The organism is Micrococcus sp. EWR3.9.1 (genome assembly GCF_052615555.1).
Map to the genome: position 1 here is coordinate 195,762 of NZ_JBQXFD010000003.1, position 14,858 is coordinate 210,619.

At 73.2% G+C, this 14,858-nt stretch carries 15 protein-coding genes; 8 read left to right on the top strand and 7 right to left on the bottom strand.

Annotated features, from left to right (window positions below):
* Positions 1–109: 109 nt before the first annotated feature.
* Positions 110–1,633 carry an acetaldehyde dehydrogenase ExaC gene (exaC, locus tag ACUJ8O_RS03615; protein WP_041103406.1) on the top strand — a complete coding sequence of 508 codons (1,524 nt, stop codon included), beginning with the start codon at positions 110–112 and terminating at the stop codon, positions 1,631–1,633.
* A 53-nt stretch (positions 1,634–1,686) separates the two neighbouring features.
* A complete protein-coding gene (gene adhP, locus ACUJ8O_RS03620; RefSeq protein ID WP_073117416.1) occupies positions 1,687–2,718 on the top strand; it encodes an alcohol dehydrogenase AdhP in 1,032 nt (343 codons plus the stop codon).
* A gap of 154 nt (positions 2,719–2,872) precedes the next feature.
* On the opposite strand, the gene ACUJ8O_RS03625 is transcribed toward adhP, so the two are convergent.
* Positions 2,873–3,775, bottom strand: coding sequence for an alpha/beta hydrolase family protein (locus tag ACUJ8O_RS03625; RefSeq protein WP_445373150.1), 903 nt, complete (start codon positions 3,773–3,775; stop codon positions 2,873–2,875).
* 48 nt (positions 3,776–3,823) lie between these two features.
* On the opposite strand from ACUJ8O_RS03625, the gene ACUJ8O_RS03630 reads away from it, so the two are divergent.
* Together ACUJ8O_RS03630 and ACUJ8O_RS03635 are read left to right on the top strand one after the other, a co-directional pair.
* Positions 3,824–4,264: a hotdog fold thioesterase gene (locus ACUJ8O_RS03630; protein WP_036316750.1), complete on the top strand. Its 441-nt coding sequence runs from the start codon at positions 3,824–3,826 to the stop codon at positions 4,262–4,264.
* Positions 4,261–4,578: a putative quinol monooxygenase gene (locus ACUJ8O_RS03635; protein ID WP_095347676.1), complete on the top strand. Its 318-nt coding sequence runs from the start codon at positions 4,261–4,263 to the stop codon at positions 4,576–4,578. The genes ACUJ8O_RS03630 and ACUJ8O_RS03635 overlap by 4 nt, the downstream gene beginning before the upstream one ends.
* A gap of 147 nt (positions 4,579–4,725) precedes the next feature.
* Here the strand turns inward: ACUJ8O_RS03635 and ACUJ8O_RS03640 are convergent, their stop codons facing one another.
* On the bottom strand, positions 4,726–5,280 hold the full coding sequence (locus ACUJ8O_RS03640) for an SRPBCC family protein (protein WP_036339559.1): 555 nt from the start codon (positions 5,278–5,280) through the stop codon (positions 4,726–4,728).
* Positions 5,281–5,390: 110 nt separating this feature from the next.
* On the opposite strand from ACUJ8O_RS03640, the gene ACUJ8O_RS03645 reads away from it, so the two are divergent.
* Positions 5,391–5,804 carry a DUF4259 domain-containing protein gene (locus tag ACUJ8O_RS03645; protein ID WP_036316745.1) on the top strand — a complete coding sequence of 138 codons (414 nt, stop codon included), beginning with the start codon at positions 5,391–5,393 and terminating at the stop codon, positions 5,802–5,804.
* A gap of 51 nt (positions 5,805–5,855) precedes the next feature.
* On the opposite strand, the gene ACUJ8O_RS03650 is transcribed toward ACUJ8O_RS03645, so the two are convergent.
* From ACUJ8O_RS03650 to ACUJ8O_RS03665, 4 genes are read right to left on the bottom strand one after another with little or no spacing between them, the layout of a single operon-like run.
* Positions 5,856–8,339, bottom strand: coding sequence for a heavy metal translocating P-type ATPase (locus tag ACUJ8O_RS03650; protein WP_445373151.1), 2,484 nt, complete (start codon positions 8,337–8,339; stop codon positions 5,856–5,858).
* A 4-nt stretch (positions 8,340–8,343) separates the two neighbouring features.
* Complete coding sequence (locus ACUJ8O_RS03655; protein WP_036339566.1) at positions 8,344–8,562, bottom strand: heavy-metal-associated domain-containing protein; 219 nt, start codon at positions 8,560–8,562, stop codon at positions 8,344–8,346.
* A 41-nt stretch (positions 8,563–8,603) separates the two neighbouring features.
* Positions 8,604–8,984 carry a metal-sensitive transcriptional regulator gene (locus ACUJ8O_RS03660; protein ID WP_002856860.1) on the bottom strand — a complete coding sequence of 127 codons (381 nt, stop codon included), beginning with the start codon at positions 8,982–8,984 and terminating at the stop codon, positions 8,604–8,606.
* A gap of 9 nt (positions 8,985–8,993) precedes the next feature.
* Positions 8,994–9,788 (bottom strand): arsenate-mycothiol transferase ArsC, encoded by a 795-nt coding sequence (locus tag ACUJ8O_RS03665; RefSeq protein ID WP_063188819.1) that lies wholly within the window; start codon positions 9,786–9,788, stop codon positions 8,994–8,996.
* A 198-nt stretch (positions 9,789–9,986) separates the two neighbouring features.
* Here ACUJ8O_RS03665 and ACUJ8O_RS03670 point away from each other — a divergent pair, with 198 nt between their 5' ends.
* A complete protein-coding gene (locus ACUJ8O_RS03670) occupies positions 9,987–11,231 on the top strand; it encodes an isochorismate synthase (RefSeq protein WP_445373152.1) in 1,245 nt (414 codons plus the stop codon).
* A gap of 338 nt (positions 11,232–11,569) precedes the next feature.
* Here the strand turns inward: ACUJ8O_RS03670 and ACUJ8O_RS03675 are convergent, their stop codons facing one another.
* Positions 11,570–11,842, bottom strand: a complete 273-nt coding sequence (locus ACUJ8O_RS03675) for a three-helix bundle dimerization domain-containing protein (RefSeq protein ID WP_081091283.1) — start codon at positions 11,840–11,842, stop codon at positions 11,570–11,572.
* A 345-nt stretch (positions 11,843–12,187) separates the two neighbouring features.
* Here ACUJ8O_RS03675 and ACUJ8O_RS03680 point away from each other — a divergent pair, with 345 nt between their 5' ends.
* On the top strand, positions 12,188–13,060 hold the full coding sequence (locus ACUJ8O_RS03680) for an oxygenase MpaB family protein (RefSeq protein ID WP_036339575.1): 873 nt from the start codon (positions 12,188–12,190) through the stop codon (positions 13,058–13,060).
* Positions 13,053–14,462, top strand: a complete 1,410-nt coding sequence (gene rlmN, locus ACUJ8O_RS03685; protein ID WP_043282936.1) for a 23S rRNA (adenine(2503)-C(2))-methyltransferase RlmN — start codon at positions 13,053–13,055, stop codon at positions 14,460–14,462. Before ACUJ8O_RS03680 ends, rlmN begins: the two co-directional genes overlap by 8 nt.
* Positions 14,463–14,858: the final 396 nt, after the last annotated feature.

The window sequence follows — 14,858 nt, forward strand, 5'->3', positions numbered from 1 at the left end:
TCACCCGCGCCCGGCTGCAACCTTCGTGCAACCTCCCTGTGACTAGGGTCACAGCCACGGCAGGGCGCCACCCGGCGCCGAGGCAACCGCAGGCAAAGGAGCCAGCACCATGACCGTCTACGCATTCCCGGGCACCGAGGGAGCCAAGGTCGAGTTCAAGTCCCGCTACGAGCACTTCATCGGCGGAGAGTGGACACCCCCGGTCAAGGGCCAGTACTTCGAGAACGTCACGCCCGTGACGGGCAAGGTGTTCTGCGAGGTCGCCCGCGGCACGGCCGAGGACATCGACGCCGCCCTCGACGCCGCCTGGAAGGCCGCCCCGGCCTGGGGCGCCACCTCGCCGGCCGAGCGGGCGCTCGTGCTGCACCGCATCGCGGACCGCATGGAGGAGAACCTCGAGATGCTGGCGGTCGCGGAGACGTGGGACAACGGCAAGGCCGTCCGGGAGACCCTCAACGCGGACGTCCCGCTGGCCATCGACCACTTCCGGTACTTCGCGGGCGCGATCCGCGCGCAGGAGGGCCGCCTGTCCCAGGTGGATGAGGACACCGTCGCCTACCACTTCCACGAGCCGCTCGGCGTGGTCGGCCAGATCATCCCGTGGAACTTCCCGCTGCTGATGGGGGTGTGGAAGCTGGCGCCCGCGCTGGCCGCGGGCAACGCCGTCGTGATCAAGCCCGCCGAGCAGACCCCGGCCTCGATCATGGTGTTCATCGAGCTGATCGCGGACCTGCTGCCGGCCGGCGTCGTCAACGTGGTCAACGGCTTCGGCCTCGAGGCCGGCAAGCCGCTCGCGCAGTCGCCGCGCATCCGCAAGATCGCGTTCACGGGCGAGACGACGACGGGCCGGCTGATCATGCAGTACGCCTCGGAGAACATCATCCCGGTGACCCTGGAGCTGGGCGGCAAGTCGCCCAACGTGTTCTTCGAGGACGTCATGGCGAACGACGACGCCTACTGGGACAAGGCACAGGAGGGCTTCACCCTGTTCGCGCTGAACCAGGGCGAGGTCTGCACGTGCCCGTCGCGTGCGCTTGTGCAGGAGTCGATCGCGGAGAAGTTCCTCGACGCCGTCGTGGAGCGGACCTCGCGCATCGTCACCGGCAACCCCCTCGACACGGACGTGATGATGGGCGCCCAGGCCTCCAACGACCAGCTCGAGAAGATCACGTCCTACCTGGACATCGGCCGTCAGGAGGGCGCCGAGGTGCTCATCGGCGGCGCTCGCGCCGAGATGGAGGGCGAGCTGGCCGGCGGCTACTACGTGCAGCCCACGATCTTCCGCGGGGACAACTCGATGCGCATCTTCCAGGAGGAGATCTTCGGGCCGGTGGTCTCGACGACCACGTTCACCGACTTCGACGACGCCATGCGGATCGCCAACGACACGCTCTACGGTCTCGGCGCCGGCGTGTGGTCCCGGAACGGCAACACCGCCTACCGCGCGGGCCGGGCGATCCAGGCCGGCCGCGTGTGGGTGAACAACTACCACGCCTACCCGGCCCACGCCGCGTTCGGTGGGTACAAGTCCTCCGGCATCGGCCGTGAGAACCACCTGATGATGCTCGACCACTACCAGCAGACCAAGAACCTGCTCGTCTCCTACTCCGAGGACAAGCTCGGGTTCTTCTGAGCCGACGCCGGCACGGCACGACCCCCTCCCCACTCCACGAAAGGTGATCCCCCATGACCACGATGAAGGCAGCCGTCGTCACCCAGTTCGGCACAGAGGCCGACGTCACGGAGGTCGAGCGTCCGACGCCCGGCCAGCACGAAGCGCTCGTGAAGCTCATCTCCTCGGGCGTCTGTCACACGGACCTGCACGCGATGGAGGGCGACTGGCCGGTGAAGCCGACCCCGCCGTTCATCCCGGGCCACGAGGGCGTGGGCATCGTCGAGGAGGTCGGACCCGACGTCGAGAACCTCAAGGTCGGGGACATGGTCGGCAACGCGTGGCTGTGGCGAGCGTGCGGCCACTGCCAGTACTGCCGCACCGGGTGGGAGACCCTGTGCGAGGAGCAGGTCAACGGCGGCTACTCCGTGGACGGTTCGTTCGGTGAGTACATGCTCGTGGATGCCCGCTACGCGCCCGTGATCCCCGAGGGCGCGGACCCGATGGAGGTCGGCCCGATCCTGTGCGCCGGCGTCACGGTGTACAAGGGGCTGAAGCAGACCGAGGTGCGGCCCGGGCAGTGGGTCGTGATCTCCGGCATCGGCGGCCTGGGGCACATCGCGGTGCAGTACGCCGTGGCGATGGGCATGCGCGTGGTGGCCGTGGACGTCGCGGACGACAAGCTGGCGCTCGCCTCTCGGCACGGCGCGGAGCTGACCGTGAACGCGAACGTCGCGGACCCCTCCGTGGAGATCCAGGAGAAGATCGGCGGCGCCCACGGTGTGCTCGTCACGGCCGTGCACCCCCAGGCGTTCGGCCAGGCCATCGCGATGACCCGCCGCGGCGGCACCATCGTGTTCAACGGCCTGCCCCCGGGCGACTTCCCCGCGCCGATCTTCGACATCGTCCTCAAGGGCCTGACCATCCGCGGTTCGATCGTGGGCACCCGGCAGGACATGGTCGAGGCACTCGAGTTCTACGCGGCCGGGAAGATCCACCCGACGTTCCACACCCGTCCGCTCACCGAGATCAACGACGTGTTCGACGAGATGCGCCACGGCAAGATCGAGGGCCGCGTCGTGATCGACTACGCGATGCAGGACTGACGTGTCGCCTGGGCGTCGGCTGGGCGCGGGGTAGTATCGGCACATCACGCGCACCAGTGCGACGGCGGTCGTCCCACCCGGAGATCCGGGCCGGGGCGGCCGCCGTCGTCGTCGCGGGGACGGGGCGGGCCGCAGCGCGCCCGACGCCCGAGCCTCAGCGGGCCGCGTCCGGGGCGACCCCGTCGCGCAGCCACTCCAGCGTGGCCGGCCAGAAGGTCGGCGCGAACCGCGCGTGGAACAGTCCGAAGTGCCCGATCTCCGCGACACCGAGCTCCTCCGGCCGCACCCGCCAGCGCACCGTCCGCCGACCCGGCGAGTAGGCGTCCGCGCGGTCGAGGGCGGCTTCGGTGCCGAAGTCGTCGTCGACGGGCGCCACGATCAGCGCGTCCGCCGTGAACGCGGCCAGACGACGGCGCAGCTCGTCCCGGCCGGCGGCGGTGCGGGCGCTCGCGGTGAAGTCGCGGCGGCTGCGCGCCCAGTCCAGGGCGACCCCGCGCGGCAGGTCCTCGAGCCAGCCGAGCCGCCGCCCCGGGAAGTGACCGCGGGCCAGCGTGATCGCCGGCATCGCCGCGTGCCACCGCGCCCACATCCGCACGCGCCCCGGCCGCGCCCGGTAGTCCCGCCAGTGGGCGTGCTGACCGCCGACGGCCACATGGCGGGCCACGTGACGCGCCTCGTCCGCGAGCCCGATGCCGAACCCGCCGTAGCTGTGGCCCACCGTCAGGAGGGGGCCGGGCAGGTGCGTCCGGGCCCAGCCGAGCACGGCGTCCGCGTCGAGGGCGCCCCAGTCCGCCCACCGCGCCTGCCGGGCCACGGCGAACGGCTCGCGGGACTCCCCGACACCCCGGTAGTCGAACGTGACCGCGTGGAACCCGTGGCCGGCGAGGAACTCGGCGTAGCGCCGGTAGTACGTGGCCTTCACCCCGGTCGCGGGGGCGATCACCACCGCGCCGGCGGGCCGGGCCTGGGGCGCCGTCGTGGGGGCGAAGTGGCGGGCCGCGAGCACGAAGCCGTCGCGGGCGCGGAGGCGCGCGGGGGTGGAGGTGGTCTGCGTCACGCCGCCACCCTAGGCGCGGGGCGGCGCGACCTGCGACACAATGGGCCCATGACTGAGACCCCCCAGAGCTCGTCCGGCCAGAGCCGGGACGAGATCCTCGCCCGCCTCGAGGAGATCTACGCGAACGACCCCGCGGTGCGCGAGCACGGCGTCACCCTCGGCGAGGTGGCCGAGGGCCGCGTGGTGCTGCACCGCGACGTCACCGCGGACATGGTGAACTCCCACGAGATCTGCCACGGCGGCTTCCTGTTCCACCTCGCGGACTCGGCGCTGGCGTACTGCGTGGCGACCTTCGGCGCCGCCCCCGTCACCCGGCGCGCCGAGATCACCTACGTGGCGCCCGCCAGGCTCGGCGCGCACCTCGTGGCGACCGCCCGCCAGTCGGTGGAGTTCGGTCGCGACCGCATGATCGAGGTCGGCATCGAGGCGGACGGCCAGCTCGCAGCCTGGTTCACCGGCCACTCCACGAGCCCGCGGGTGCACGCGTGAGCGCCGGGCAGGGCGCGACGACGGCCGGTCCGGTCATCGAGTCGGTGGAGCTGCACGTGGCCGCGGGGGCGGAGGCGGCGTTCGAGGCCGCCGTCGCCGAGGCCGAGCCGCTGTTCCGGGACGGGGGCGCGACGTCCTTCGCACTGTCCCGGCAGGTGGAGGACCCGGCGCGCTACCGGCTGCTGATCGGCTGGCGCACGCTCGAGGACCACACCGTGGCCTTCCGCGAGTCCGACGCGTTCCTCGCGTGGCGTGCGCTCGTCACCCCGCACCTGGCGCAGCCGCCGGCCGCGACCCACTGGTCCGCCGTCTGACCCCCGCCCCCCCCCGCTTTCGTTCGGGAAACGGCGGTCGTCAGCGCGTTTTCGTTCGGGAAACGGCGCGAGGGCTGACCTTTTCCCGCACGAAAGTGCGCCGACACGCCGCCGTTTCCCGAACGAAAGTGCGGAGACGCGGTCGGTTCAGAGGTGGCGGCCCGCCAGCCGCGTGAGGCTCGACTGGATGCCCCGCCCGTTGTCCGCCGGCACGCGCAGCAGCTCGTACGCGCGGCGCACGGCCGGCCGGGCCCACGAGTAGTCGAAGGTCTCGGTGACCTCGGTGGTGCCGTCCCCGTTGTCCTGGAACGCCCAGCGCCACCGGTGTCCGCCCGGGTGGGCCCACTCCACGAGCTCGTCCTCGTCCACGGCGGTGGCGGTCAGCGTCATCGTGTACGGCACCCCGTACTTCCGCATGGCCACGCGGAACCGGTCGCCCACGGCCAGCCGGTGCGGCCCGCTCACCTTCGGCCGCACGGTCCCGGACCCGTCCGCCTCGTGATGGCGGTGCGGGTCCGCGAGCATCGCCCACAGCTCGTGCGCCGGCGCGGCCACGGTGGCCCGGTAGGACACCTGGTGCTCGCCGGTCTCCACGCGCTCGGGCCACGCCGCCTGCGGGGCGGCCTGCGGCAGCCCGGACGACGACGGCGCGGCGGACTCGGTCTCGGGGGTGGCGGACGAGGGGGTCGGCTCGGTGCTCATGTCGCCCATTCTAGGAACTGCCGCGGACACCGGAAGCGGAGGCGACGGCACCCCTCGGCGGGACACCACAGCACTCTTGCCGGGGCCCACCCCGGGCCTAGGGTCAGGTCATGGGCGCATGGGGCAGAAACGTCTTCCAGAACGACACCGCGCTGGACATCGTGGACGAGGTCCTCGACGGCACCTTCGACCTCGACGAGTTCCGCAAGAACTTCCGTCGCGACGAGGACGAGGGCCACCTGACCGCGAGCCAGGGCGCCGCACTCCTCACCCTCGGGGCGCTCGTGCGGATCGCCCGGAACGAGGACCACGCGGACCTCGAGGCCCTGCTCGAGCACGCGGAGACGGACGAGGTGGACCTCACCGCCTTCATCGACCAGTTCTCGGACGAGGACGTCGAGACCCTGCGCGAGCTGATCGGCGTGGTCATCCGCGAGCCCTCCTGCTCCGAGCTCTACCAGCTCTGGGAGGAGTCCGGGGAGCTCGAGCAGTGGCTCGAGTACTCCCGCGAATGCCTGCCCTGACCGGCCGGCCGGGCCGGGGTGGACCCGGCCCGCGCTCGGCCCCGCCCCGGCTCAGCGCGCGTAGCGGGTGAGCCGCAGCGAGTTCAGCACCACGAGCACGCTCGAGGCCGCCATCGCGCCGCCGGCGATCATCGGGTTGAGCAGGCCCAGGGCCGCGACCGGGATGCCGAGCACGTTGTAGAGGAACGCCCAGAACAGGTTCATCCGGATGATCCCCAGGGTGCGGCGGCTCAGGTCGAGCGCCTGGACCACCTGGTGCAGGTCGTCGCCCATCACGGTGATCTGCGCGGCCTCGCGGGCCACGTCCGTCCCCGAGCCCATGGCGATGCCCATGTCCGCCGCGGCGAGCGCCGGGGCGTCGTTGACGCCGTCGCCCACCATGGCCACCACGGCGCCCTCGGACTGCAGGCGCGTCACCACGTCCACCTTGTCCTCGGGGCGCACGCCGGCCACCACGTCCTCGGCCGGGATCCCGACGGCCTCCGCCACCTGGGCGGCGACGGCGGCGTTGTCGCCGGTCACCAGCAGCGGGCGCAGGCCCATCTGCCGCAGGCGGGCGATCGCGTCGGCGGAGGTGTCCTTCACGGTGTCCCGGACGGACAGGACGCCCGCCACGCGGCCGCCGACCGCGACCCACACGGCCGTGGCGCCGGCCTGCTCCGCGGCCTCGAACGCGGCCCGGTGCTCGGCGGGGATGCCGCCGTCGAGGGCGGTCTTGAGGACGGAGCCGCGGCCGACGGCCACGCGGACCGGATCCGGGCCGGCGGCGCCGTGCGCGCCGGAGCCGGGTGCGCCGTCGTCGTGGGGGAGGGCGACCAGCCCGGACACGCCGCCGCCGGCTGTGGAGGCAAAGTCCGCCACGTCGGGCACGGTCAGGCCGCGTTCCTCGGCGCCGGCCACGATCGCGCGGGCGATCGGGTGCTCGGACCCGCGCTCAACGGCGGCCGCCAGGGTCAGCAGGACGTCGGCGGCCTGGTCCGGCGCCGTCTCGGCCACGAAAGCGCTCCGGGAGGCGCCCGTGTCGGTGACGAAGGCGGGGTCGAGGACGAGCACGTCCGCCAGCGCCATGCGTCCCTCGGTCACGGTGCCGGTCTTGTCCAGCACGATCGTGTCCACGGTGCGCGAGTCCTCGAGCACCTCGGGGCCGCGGATGAGGATGCCCAGCTGCGCGGCGCGGCCGGTGCCGGCCAGCAGGCCGACCGGGGTCGCCAGGCCGAGGGCGCACGGGCACGCGATCACGAGCACGGCCACGCCGGCGCGCAGCGCGGACGGCAGGTCGCCGGTCACGATCATCCACACCGCGAAGGTCAGCACGGCGATCCCGAGCACGATCGGCACGAACACGGCGGAGATGCGGTCGGCCAACCGGGCCACGCGCGCCTTGCCGGTCTGCGCCTCGGAGACGAGCCGCCCCATCTGGGCGAGCGTCGTGTCCGAGCCGACCCGCGTCGCGCGGGCCACGAGCCGGCCCGAGGTGTTCAGGGTGGCGCCGGTGAGGGCGTCCCCGGGGCCGACCTCCACGGGCACGGACTCGCCGGTGAGCAGGGAAGCGTCCACGGCCGAGGTGCCCTCGAGCACCTCGGCGTCCGTGGGCACCTTCTCGCCGGGGCGGATCAGCACGACGTCGCCCGGCGCGAGGGACTCGGCGGGCACCGTGCGCTCGTCGTGGGTCTCGGGGTCGTAGAGGGTGGCCTGGGCCGCGCCCAGGTCCAGGAGGGCCCGCAGCGCGGCGCCGGCCTCCCGCTTGGCGCGGGCCTCGAGCCAGCGGCCCAGCAGCAGGAACGTGGTGATGACCGCGGCCGTCTCGAAGTACAGGCTGTGGTGGGCCATCTCCGCCATGGTCCCGCCCACGTGGGCGGTCATGTCCGGCGCCAGGATCAGCTCCACGGCCGAGAAGGAGAAGGAGACGAGCACGCCCAGGGACACGAGGGTGTCCATCGTGGACGAGCCGTGCCGGGCCGCGCGGAACGCCGCCGAGTGGAACGGCCACGCCGCCCACAGCGCCACGGGCGCCGCCAGGGCGAACGCGACCCAGCCCCAGTGCGGGAACTGCAGCGCCGGGACCATGGAGATCAGCACGAGCGGCACCGTCAGCACCGCCGCGCCGATCAGGCGCGGTGTGAGCACGTCCTCACTCGGACCGTGGGCCATGTGGTCGTGGTGGTCCACGCCGTCATGGTCCGCGGCATGCTCCTCGCCGTGCTCCTCGCCGTGCTCCTCGCCGTGCTCGGAGGTGTGCGCGTGCCCGGCGTGTCCGGCGTGTCCGGCCGGCGGGGCGGGACGGCGCACGGTGGCGCCGTACCCGGCCTTCTCGACGGCGGCCACGAGCTCCTCGTCCGACACGCCGGCGGGCGCGGTGACGGTCGCCTGTTCGAGCGGCAGGTTCACGGACGCCGTGACGCCCTCGAGCTTGCCCAGCTTGCGCTCGACGCGGCCCACGCACGAGGCGCAGGTCATGCCGGTGACGTCCAGGTCGACGCGGCGGGTGGTCTCGGACTGCGGGCCGGCCGGGGTGGAGGAGGCGGGGTGGGTCATGGGGTCAGGCCTCCACCAGCGTGTAGCCGGCCTCCTCGACGGCGGCGCGCGCGGCGGCGGGGTCGAGGGGGCCCTCGGAGGTGACGGTGGCGGTGGACACGCCCCCGGCGTTCAGGTCCACGTCCACGGCGGAGACGCCGGCGATCTCGCCGAGCTCCTCCCGGACGGAGGCGGCGCAGTGGCCGCAGGTCATGCCGGTGATCTTCAGGTCGGTGGTGGTCATCTCGTGCTCCTCGTGCGGTGGTGGGTGGGCGACGGCGCCGGTCAGCGCAGCAGGCGGCCGAGGGCGGCCGTCGCCTCGGCGACCTTCTCGTCGATGAGCTCGGTGCGGCCTTCCGCCTCGGCCTGCACCGCGGCCTCCGCCACGCAGTGACGCAGGTGCTCCGAGGTGAGATTCAGGCTGAGGGACTGCAGCGCCTTCGTGACGGCGGCGACCTGCGTGAGGACGTCGATGCAGTACACGTCCTCGTCCACCATGCGGTGGAGGCCGCGCACCTGCCCCTCGATGCGGCGCAGTCGCGCCAGGTGCTTCGCCTTGTCCCGGTGGACCTCGTGCGGGGGCCGGTGGCCGTCGCAGGCATCCGCCGCGGCGGACGGAAGGGGCGAGGCGGCGGCGGGCGCCGTCGTCGTGCTGTCCGTGCTCATACCCCCGTTCTATACCCCAGGGGGGTATGGGTCAAGGGGTCGGCCGACGCGGGTGCCCTCCTCCGGCAGCGGGGTGGCGGCTTCGCCCAGATCGGCGATCAGGCCGCGGACCTCCAGGTCCAGGGCGTCGCGCACGCCGCGCACCTGCTCGAGGCTCATGCCGCGGATCGACGGCACGGACCACTTCTGCACCTGCGCGCCCTCGGGGATCTCGAACGGATCCGCGCCGTCGAAGAGCACCACGATCTCGGCGGCCCGGAGCACGTCCGGGTCCAGGCCCTTGGTGTACGTGTGGTGCAGCGGGATGCCGATCTCGTTCATCGCCTCGAACGCGGTGGAGATGACCTCGCCGGCGGGCTCCGTGCCGGCCGAGCGGGCCCTGACCTCGCCGTGGGTGCGGTTCTCGAGCAGGGCCGCGGCCATCTGCGAGCGGCCGGCGTTGCCGTGGCAGACGAACAGCACACGCGGGTGGCGGGACTCGATGCTGCCCTGGTTGATCGCCCTGGCGCGCAGGCGCGAGGCGGCATGCTGCACCGAGATGGTCGGCAGCATCTCCGGGTGGCGGCTCGTCTCGGCGAGCTCGGCGTAGGAGTCGAACAGGAGCTGACGCACCGTCGCCTCGTCGGCCACGCCGGGGAAGCGCGCCATCAGCGGCCCGACCTCGCGCTCGAGCACGTGCGCGGCCATCCCGTGCGGCACGGGGTCCACCGCGGCGGGGATGTCCGGCGCGGCCGTCGTGTCCAGCGGCATGTCGTCCACCGCCGGTGCGTGATCGGCGTGGGGGTCCGGGGGGATGGGGGTCATGGTGCGAGTCCTCCGGGGAAGGCGGTCGGCTGAACGCGAGGTGAACGGGTGCCCCCACCCTGCGACGTCGGGTGTGCCGGCGCAAGCCTTGACGGGATCCCTCCGCGCCCGACGACGCTGCTCGCCGCCGTCGTCGGGGCGGTGGCCGACGCCCGGGCCCGGAGCGGGGGTCCGCCGAGGTGGGAGAGAATGGGGGCCATGTCTGTCCGCTCCCTGCTCCCGGACCTCGGCGCCCCCGCGACCGGGGCCCCCGAGGCCGCCGTCCCCCCGTTCGCCCGGGCGGTGCTGTGGGCGCACGGGGACGACGCGTGGCGGGGCGAGGGCGGCTGGACCGTGCTCCTGGACGGCACCGACCGGCTCCGCCGACTCTCCGCGCTGTGGCAGACCGCCGTCGCCGGGCGACCGGACCCGACGGCCCCGCTGCGGGGCTGGATCTCCTCGACCTTCGCCGACGACTCGCCTGAGCCCGCGGTCCTGCGCATCCCCGCGGATCTGCGCCGCGCCACGCCGTCCGGCGTGCGGGACGTGGCCCAGCACGTGGACGCGGACGCGCTCGCAGCCGCCGTCGCCGCGGACCGCGGAGCCCGGCTGCTGGCCGACGGGGAGGTGCCCCTGCCCGCCGACGTCGCCGACCTCGCCTGGGACGACGCCGGCTACGCGGCCGGGGTGCGCGAGCTGCTGACGCGGATGGCCGACTCGGGCGGGGAGCTGGCGAAGGTCGTGATCAGCCGCACGATGACCGTCCCCGCGGACGACGCCGACCTGTGGCGGGCGATCGGGGAGCTGCGCCGCGAGTACCCGCAGACCTGGGTGTTCGCCGTCGGCGGGCTGCTGGGCGCCACGCCCGAGGTCCTCGCCACGCGGCACGCGGGGCTCGTGGGCTCGCGGGTGCTGGCGGGGTCCATGCCGCGCGGCGCGGACGAGGAGGAGGACGCCGCGCTGCGGGAGCGGCTGGCCTCTGATCCGCGGCTGGCGGAGGAGCATCGCTGGGCCGCGCGGTCGGTGCTGGACGCGCTGGCGCCCGTCGTCGACCTCGCCGATGACGACCCCGCGCCCACCGTCCTGACCCTGCCGAACGTGCACCACCTGGCCACGTCCGTGCGCGGCCGGCTGCGGGATGGGCGGGGGACCGTGCTGGACGTGGTGGCCGCGCTGCATCCGACGGCGGCCGTCGGCGGGACCCCCACGCCGGACGCGGTGCGGGTGATCGCGGAGGTCGAGCCCGTGGACCGCGGCCGCTACGCCGGGCCGGTCGGGTGGCTCGACCAGGACGGCGACGGCGAGATCGCCCTGGCGCTGCGCTGTGGCCAGCAGGTGCCCGGCGGGGTGCGGCTGCAGGCCGGGGGCGGGATGGTCCCGGGAGCGGTGCCCGAGGAGGAGGTCACGGAGATCCGGGCCAAGTTCCTGCCGATGCGCCGAGCGCTGGGCGTCGCCGAGGACTGAGGCCTCCCGTGCCGGGCCCCCCGTCCGCGTCACCCACGCTTTCGTGTAGGAAACGGCGGCGTGTCGCGGTGCTTTTGTGTGAGAAACGGCGCCGCACCTCGGAGTCGCGTGGGCGTCGATGGAACGGCGCCCCGGAGCGGAGGTGCCGGATGGCCTCATCAGCAAGGAGCAGTAACGCCGTTTCCCGAACGAAAGCGTCCTGGGGCCCGCCGTTTCCCGAACGAAAGCGTCCTGGGGCCCGCCGTTTCTCGAACGAAAGCGTCCGGGGAGGCGAGAAGACCCGCCGGCCACGGCCCCTCGCGGGGCGGGCCGACGGGTCGTCGCGTCGGTATGGGGGATCAGGCGGCGACGGCCATGGCCTCGTGGGCCGGCGTCGCGGCCTGGAGGCGGCGGGTGGCCTCGCGCTCGGCGAGGGCCGGCAGGAAGGTGGTGATGCGGGCGCCGCGCTTGAGGTCGGCGACGACCTCGCGGACGACCGAGCGGACGGTCTCGGCGGTGACGGTGCCCTCGAAGCGGCGGAGGAGGGTCTCCTCGACGCGCTGGAGCACGTGGCGCTGCATGAGGGGGCTCGGGGTGGCGGGCAGGTGGTGGCTGGTCGTGTTGATGCTCACGGTGAGCACCTCCTTCGGTTGCCGGACCATGAGTCCGGCGGATCGTCGCGGCGGGGCCGCGGGTGATGGGTTCGGTGGAGTCCCAACCTCGCGTTCCGTAAACGCTAGGTGAACTGCTTGTGAACAAGTTTACAGATTTCCTCCCGGAGTGCAACTCCGTGTTCACCAACATGACCTGTGACACCCTGTTGCGCCCGCCTGTATGGCGCGAAATCGGCGCAATCATGCGGTTTTCGGATCGAGGCGTCACGAGCGGCAGGCGAACAGCAAGATGAACAGAAGGTGAACGGCACTGTTCATCTTGGCCCCCTGCCCCTCTGCCCGGCCCGGTGCGAGGCTGGGACCATGCGCCCCGACCGCCGCTCCGCCCCGACCTCTGCGGCCGCCCTCGCCCGCGAGGCCGTGATCCTCGCCGGCGCCGGCGCGGCGATCCTGCTCCAGGTGGCGCACCGGCCGGTGGGGGCCGGCGTCGCCGTCCACTCCCGGTTCACCGAGGACCCGATGCGCCGGCTCCGCCACACGCTCGCCTACATCTACGCGGTCACCCTCCCCGAGGCCGCGTCGTTGCGAGACGCGGTCGTCGACCGGGTGCGGGCGGCGCACCGCCCGGTCCGCGGGGTCGACGCCGGAGGCCACCCCTACGACGCCGCCGACCCGGACGCCCAGCTGTGGGTGGCCGCCACCCTCTACGCGATGGGGGAGCAGGTGCGCCGCCGGATGTGGGGCGCCCTCGACGCCGAGGACGCCGACCGCCTCTACCGCGGGTACGCTCCGCTCGCCACGAGCCTCGAGGTCCCCGCCTCCGCCTGGCCGGTCGACCGCGCGGCGTTCGCGGACTACTGGGACGACCGGGTGGCCCGGCTCGAGGTCACGGACGACGCGCGGCGGGTCGCCGCCGACCTGTTCTCCGGCCATGGCGTCCCCGCGCCGCTGCGGGCGGCTATGCCCCTGGCCCGGTTCGTCACCGCCGGTCTCCTCCCAGGCCGCGTGCGCGCCGGCCTCGGCTGGTCCTGGACTGGGCGGGACTCCGTCCGGGAGGCACGCCTCTGGGGGCTGGCGCGCACCCTGTACCGGCCGCTGCCGGCGACGGTGCGCGGCGTCGTCGTCCGCTGGGTCCTGCGGGGGCTGCCCCGGACGCGAAAGCCGCGCGGTGCCGTCGACGTGGAGGCGACCCGCCGCGAAGTCCGCCCCGTCTGGGAGAATGGTGCCGATGTCTGACTACCAGCCCCGCCGCCCCGGATCGAAGCCCACCCCGAACCGCCAGAGGGACCGCGCCGGCAAGCCGGCCCTCGGCCGCCCCGAGCGCGGCCTGATCGACGAGTCCGAGGCGCGCCAGCTCGCCGAGGACCGAGAGCGCATGCGCCGCGCCGGCGTCGGCCACCAGCTCTCCGCGCCCAAGCGCCGCGAGGCCGCCACCGCCGAGCGCCCCCAGGTGATGCCGAAGACCGAGGGCTGGACCCAGCCGATGGGCCCGGACGGCCGACCGCAGCTGCAGTTCAAGCAGCCGCGCGTCTCCCAGCCGCCCACGCACCTGGCCGACCTCACGCTGAAGGAACGGCAGGAGAAGGCCAAGGAGATCGGGCTGCCGGCGTTCCGCGCCAAGCAGCTCTCGGTGCACTACTTCGAGCACTACACCACCGATCCGGAGCAGATGACGGACCTGCCCAAGGACAAGCGGGAGGCGATCGCGGAGGCGTTCTTCCCGCCGCTGCTCACCGAGGTCCGGCGCATGGAGACCGACCGCGGGGACACCGTCAAGTTCCTGTGGCGGCTGTTCGACGGCGCTCTCGTGGAGTCCGTGCTGATGCGGTACCCCGGCCGCGTGACGCTGTGCGTGTCCAGCCAGGCCGGCTGCGGGATGAACTGCCCGTTCTGCGCCACGGGCCAGGCCGGGCTGACCCGCAACATGTCCACGGCGGAGATCGTGGAGCAGATCGTGCTGGCCAACCAGGTGATCGCCCAGGGCGGACTGGGCGGCAAGCGCAAGGATGGCGGGCACGACGCCGACCGCGTCACCAACGTCGTGTTCATGGGCATGGGTGAGCCCCTGGCCAACTACAAGCGCGTGATGGCCGCCGTGCACCGCATGGTGGACCCCTCGCCCGAGGGCCTGGGCATGTCCGCGCGGAACATCACGCTGTCCACCGTGGGCCTGGTGCCGGCCATCCGGAAGCTGGCCGAGGAGGGGGTGCCGCTGACGTTCGCGCTGTCCCTGCACGCGCCGGACGACGAGCTGCGCGACGAGCTGATCCCCGTGAACTCGCGCTGGAAGGCGGACGAGGCGATCGACGCCGCGTACGACTACTTCGTGGCCACCGGCCGCCGGGTGTCCATCGAGTACGCGCTCATCAAGGACATGAACGACCACGCGTGGCGCGCCGACCTGCTGGCCAAGAAGCTCAACGCCCGGGGCAAGGGCTGGGTGCACGTGAACCCGATCCCGCTGAACCCGACGCCGGGCTCCATCTGGACCGCCTCGGAGAAGGACGTGACGCGCGAGTTCGTGGATCGGCTCAACGCCGCCGGCATCCCCACCACCCTGCGCGACACTCGCGGCAAGGAGATCGACGGCGCATGCGGCCAGCTGGCGGCCGAGGACGAAGACGCGGCGGCCAGTTGACCCCGCCCCGGCGGCGCCCCCGGCCGGGGAAGGGGCGGCCCCGGCGTCGCGCCGGGACCGGGGTGTTGGATTGCAGGGCATCACTGCTTGTTGCTGCGCGTCGAGGTAGGTCTATGGCCGACAATGAGCGCGCAGAGAAGACCAGACACGTCGCGCATTCAACACTTCCTGCCGCTAGGCGCCTCGACAAGGGGGCCTTTTTACTTGAGCCTCAGACCGCCGATGGAGGACCTGGTGAGCGGCACGCACTCGGTGACCGATGCTGCGCGTGAGTGTGACCTAGAATGCGGATGTGTCTGTAGTTTGCTGCCGAGGGGCAGCAGGAGGAGTCGAGGGGGTCGCATGAGGTTGTACAAGACCGCATTACGGGTGGGACTGGGGATCTTTGCTGCTAGT

What these genes read in the sequence shown, in the direction of transcription:
- exaC (WP_041103406.1), top strand. Translation starts at nt 110, where the DNA reads ATGACCGTCTACGCATTCCCGGGCACCGAGGGAGCCAAGGTCGAGTTC.
- ACUJ8O_RS03650 (WP_445373151.1), bottom strand. Translation starts at nt 8,339, where the DNA reads ATGACCCACCCCGCCTCCTCCACCCCGGCCGGCCCGCAGTCCGAGACC.
- ACUJ8O_RS03680 (WP_036339575.1), top strand. Translation starts at nt 12,188, where the DNA reads ATGCGCCCCGACCGCCGCTCCGCCCCGACCTCTGCGGCCGCCCTCGCC.
- ACUJ8O_RS03660 (WP_002856860.1), bottom strand. Translation starts at nt 8,984, where the DNA reads ATGAGCACGGACAGCACGACGACGGCGCCCGCCGCCGCCTCGCCCCTT.
- ACUJ8O_RS03670 (WP_445373152.1), top strand. Translation starts at nt 9,987, where the DNA reads ATGTCTGTCCGCTCCCTGCTCCCGGACCTCGGCGCCCCCGCGACCGGG.
- ACUJ8O_RS03665 (WP_063188819.1), bottom strand. Translation starts at nt 9,788, where the DNA reads ATGACCCCCATCCCCCCGGACCCCCACGCCGATCACGCACCGGCGGTG.
- adhP (WP_073117416.1), top strand. Translation starts at nt 1,687, where the DNA reads ATGACCACGATGAAGGCAGCCGTCGTCACCCAGTTCGGCACAGAGGCC.
- ACUJ8O_RS03640 (WP_036339559.1), bottom strand. Translation starts at nt 5,280, where the DNA reads ATGAGCACCGAGCCGACCCCCTCGTCCGCCACCCCCGAGACCGAGTCC.
- ACUJ8O_RS03645 (WP_036316745.1), top strand. Translation starts at nt 5,391, where the DNA reads ATGGGCGCATGGGGCAGAAACGTCTTCCAGAACGACACCGCGCTGGAC.
- ACUJ8O_RS03630 (WP_036316750.1), top strand. Translation starts at nt 3,824, where the DNA reads ATGACTGAGACCCCCCAGAGCTCGTCCGGCCAGAGCCGGGACGAGATC.
- ACUJ8O_RS03655 (WP_036339566.1), bottom strand. Translation starts at nt 8,562, where the DNA reads ATGACCACCACCGACCTGAAGATCACCGGCATGACCTGCGGCCACTGC.
- rlmN (WP_043282936.1), top strand. Translation starts at nt 13,053, where the DNA reads ATGTCTGACTACCAGCCCCGCCGCCCCGGATCGAAGCCCACCCCGAAC.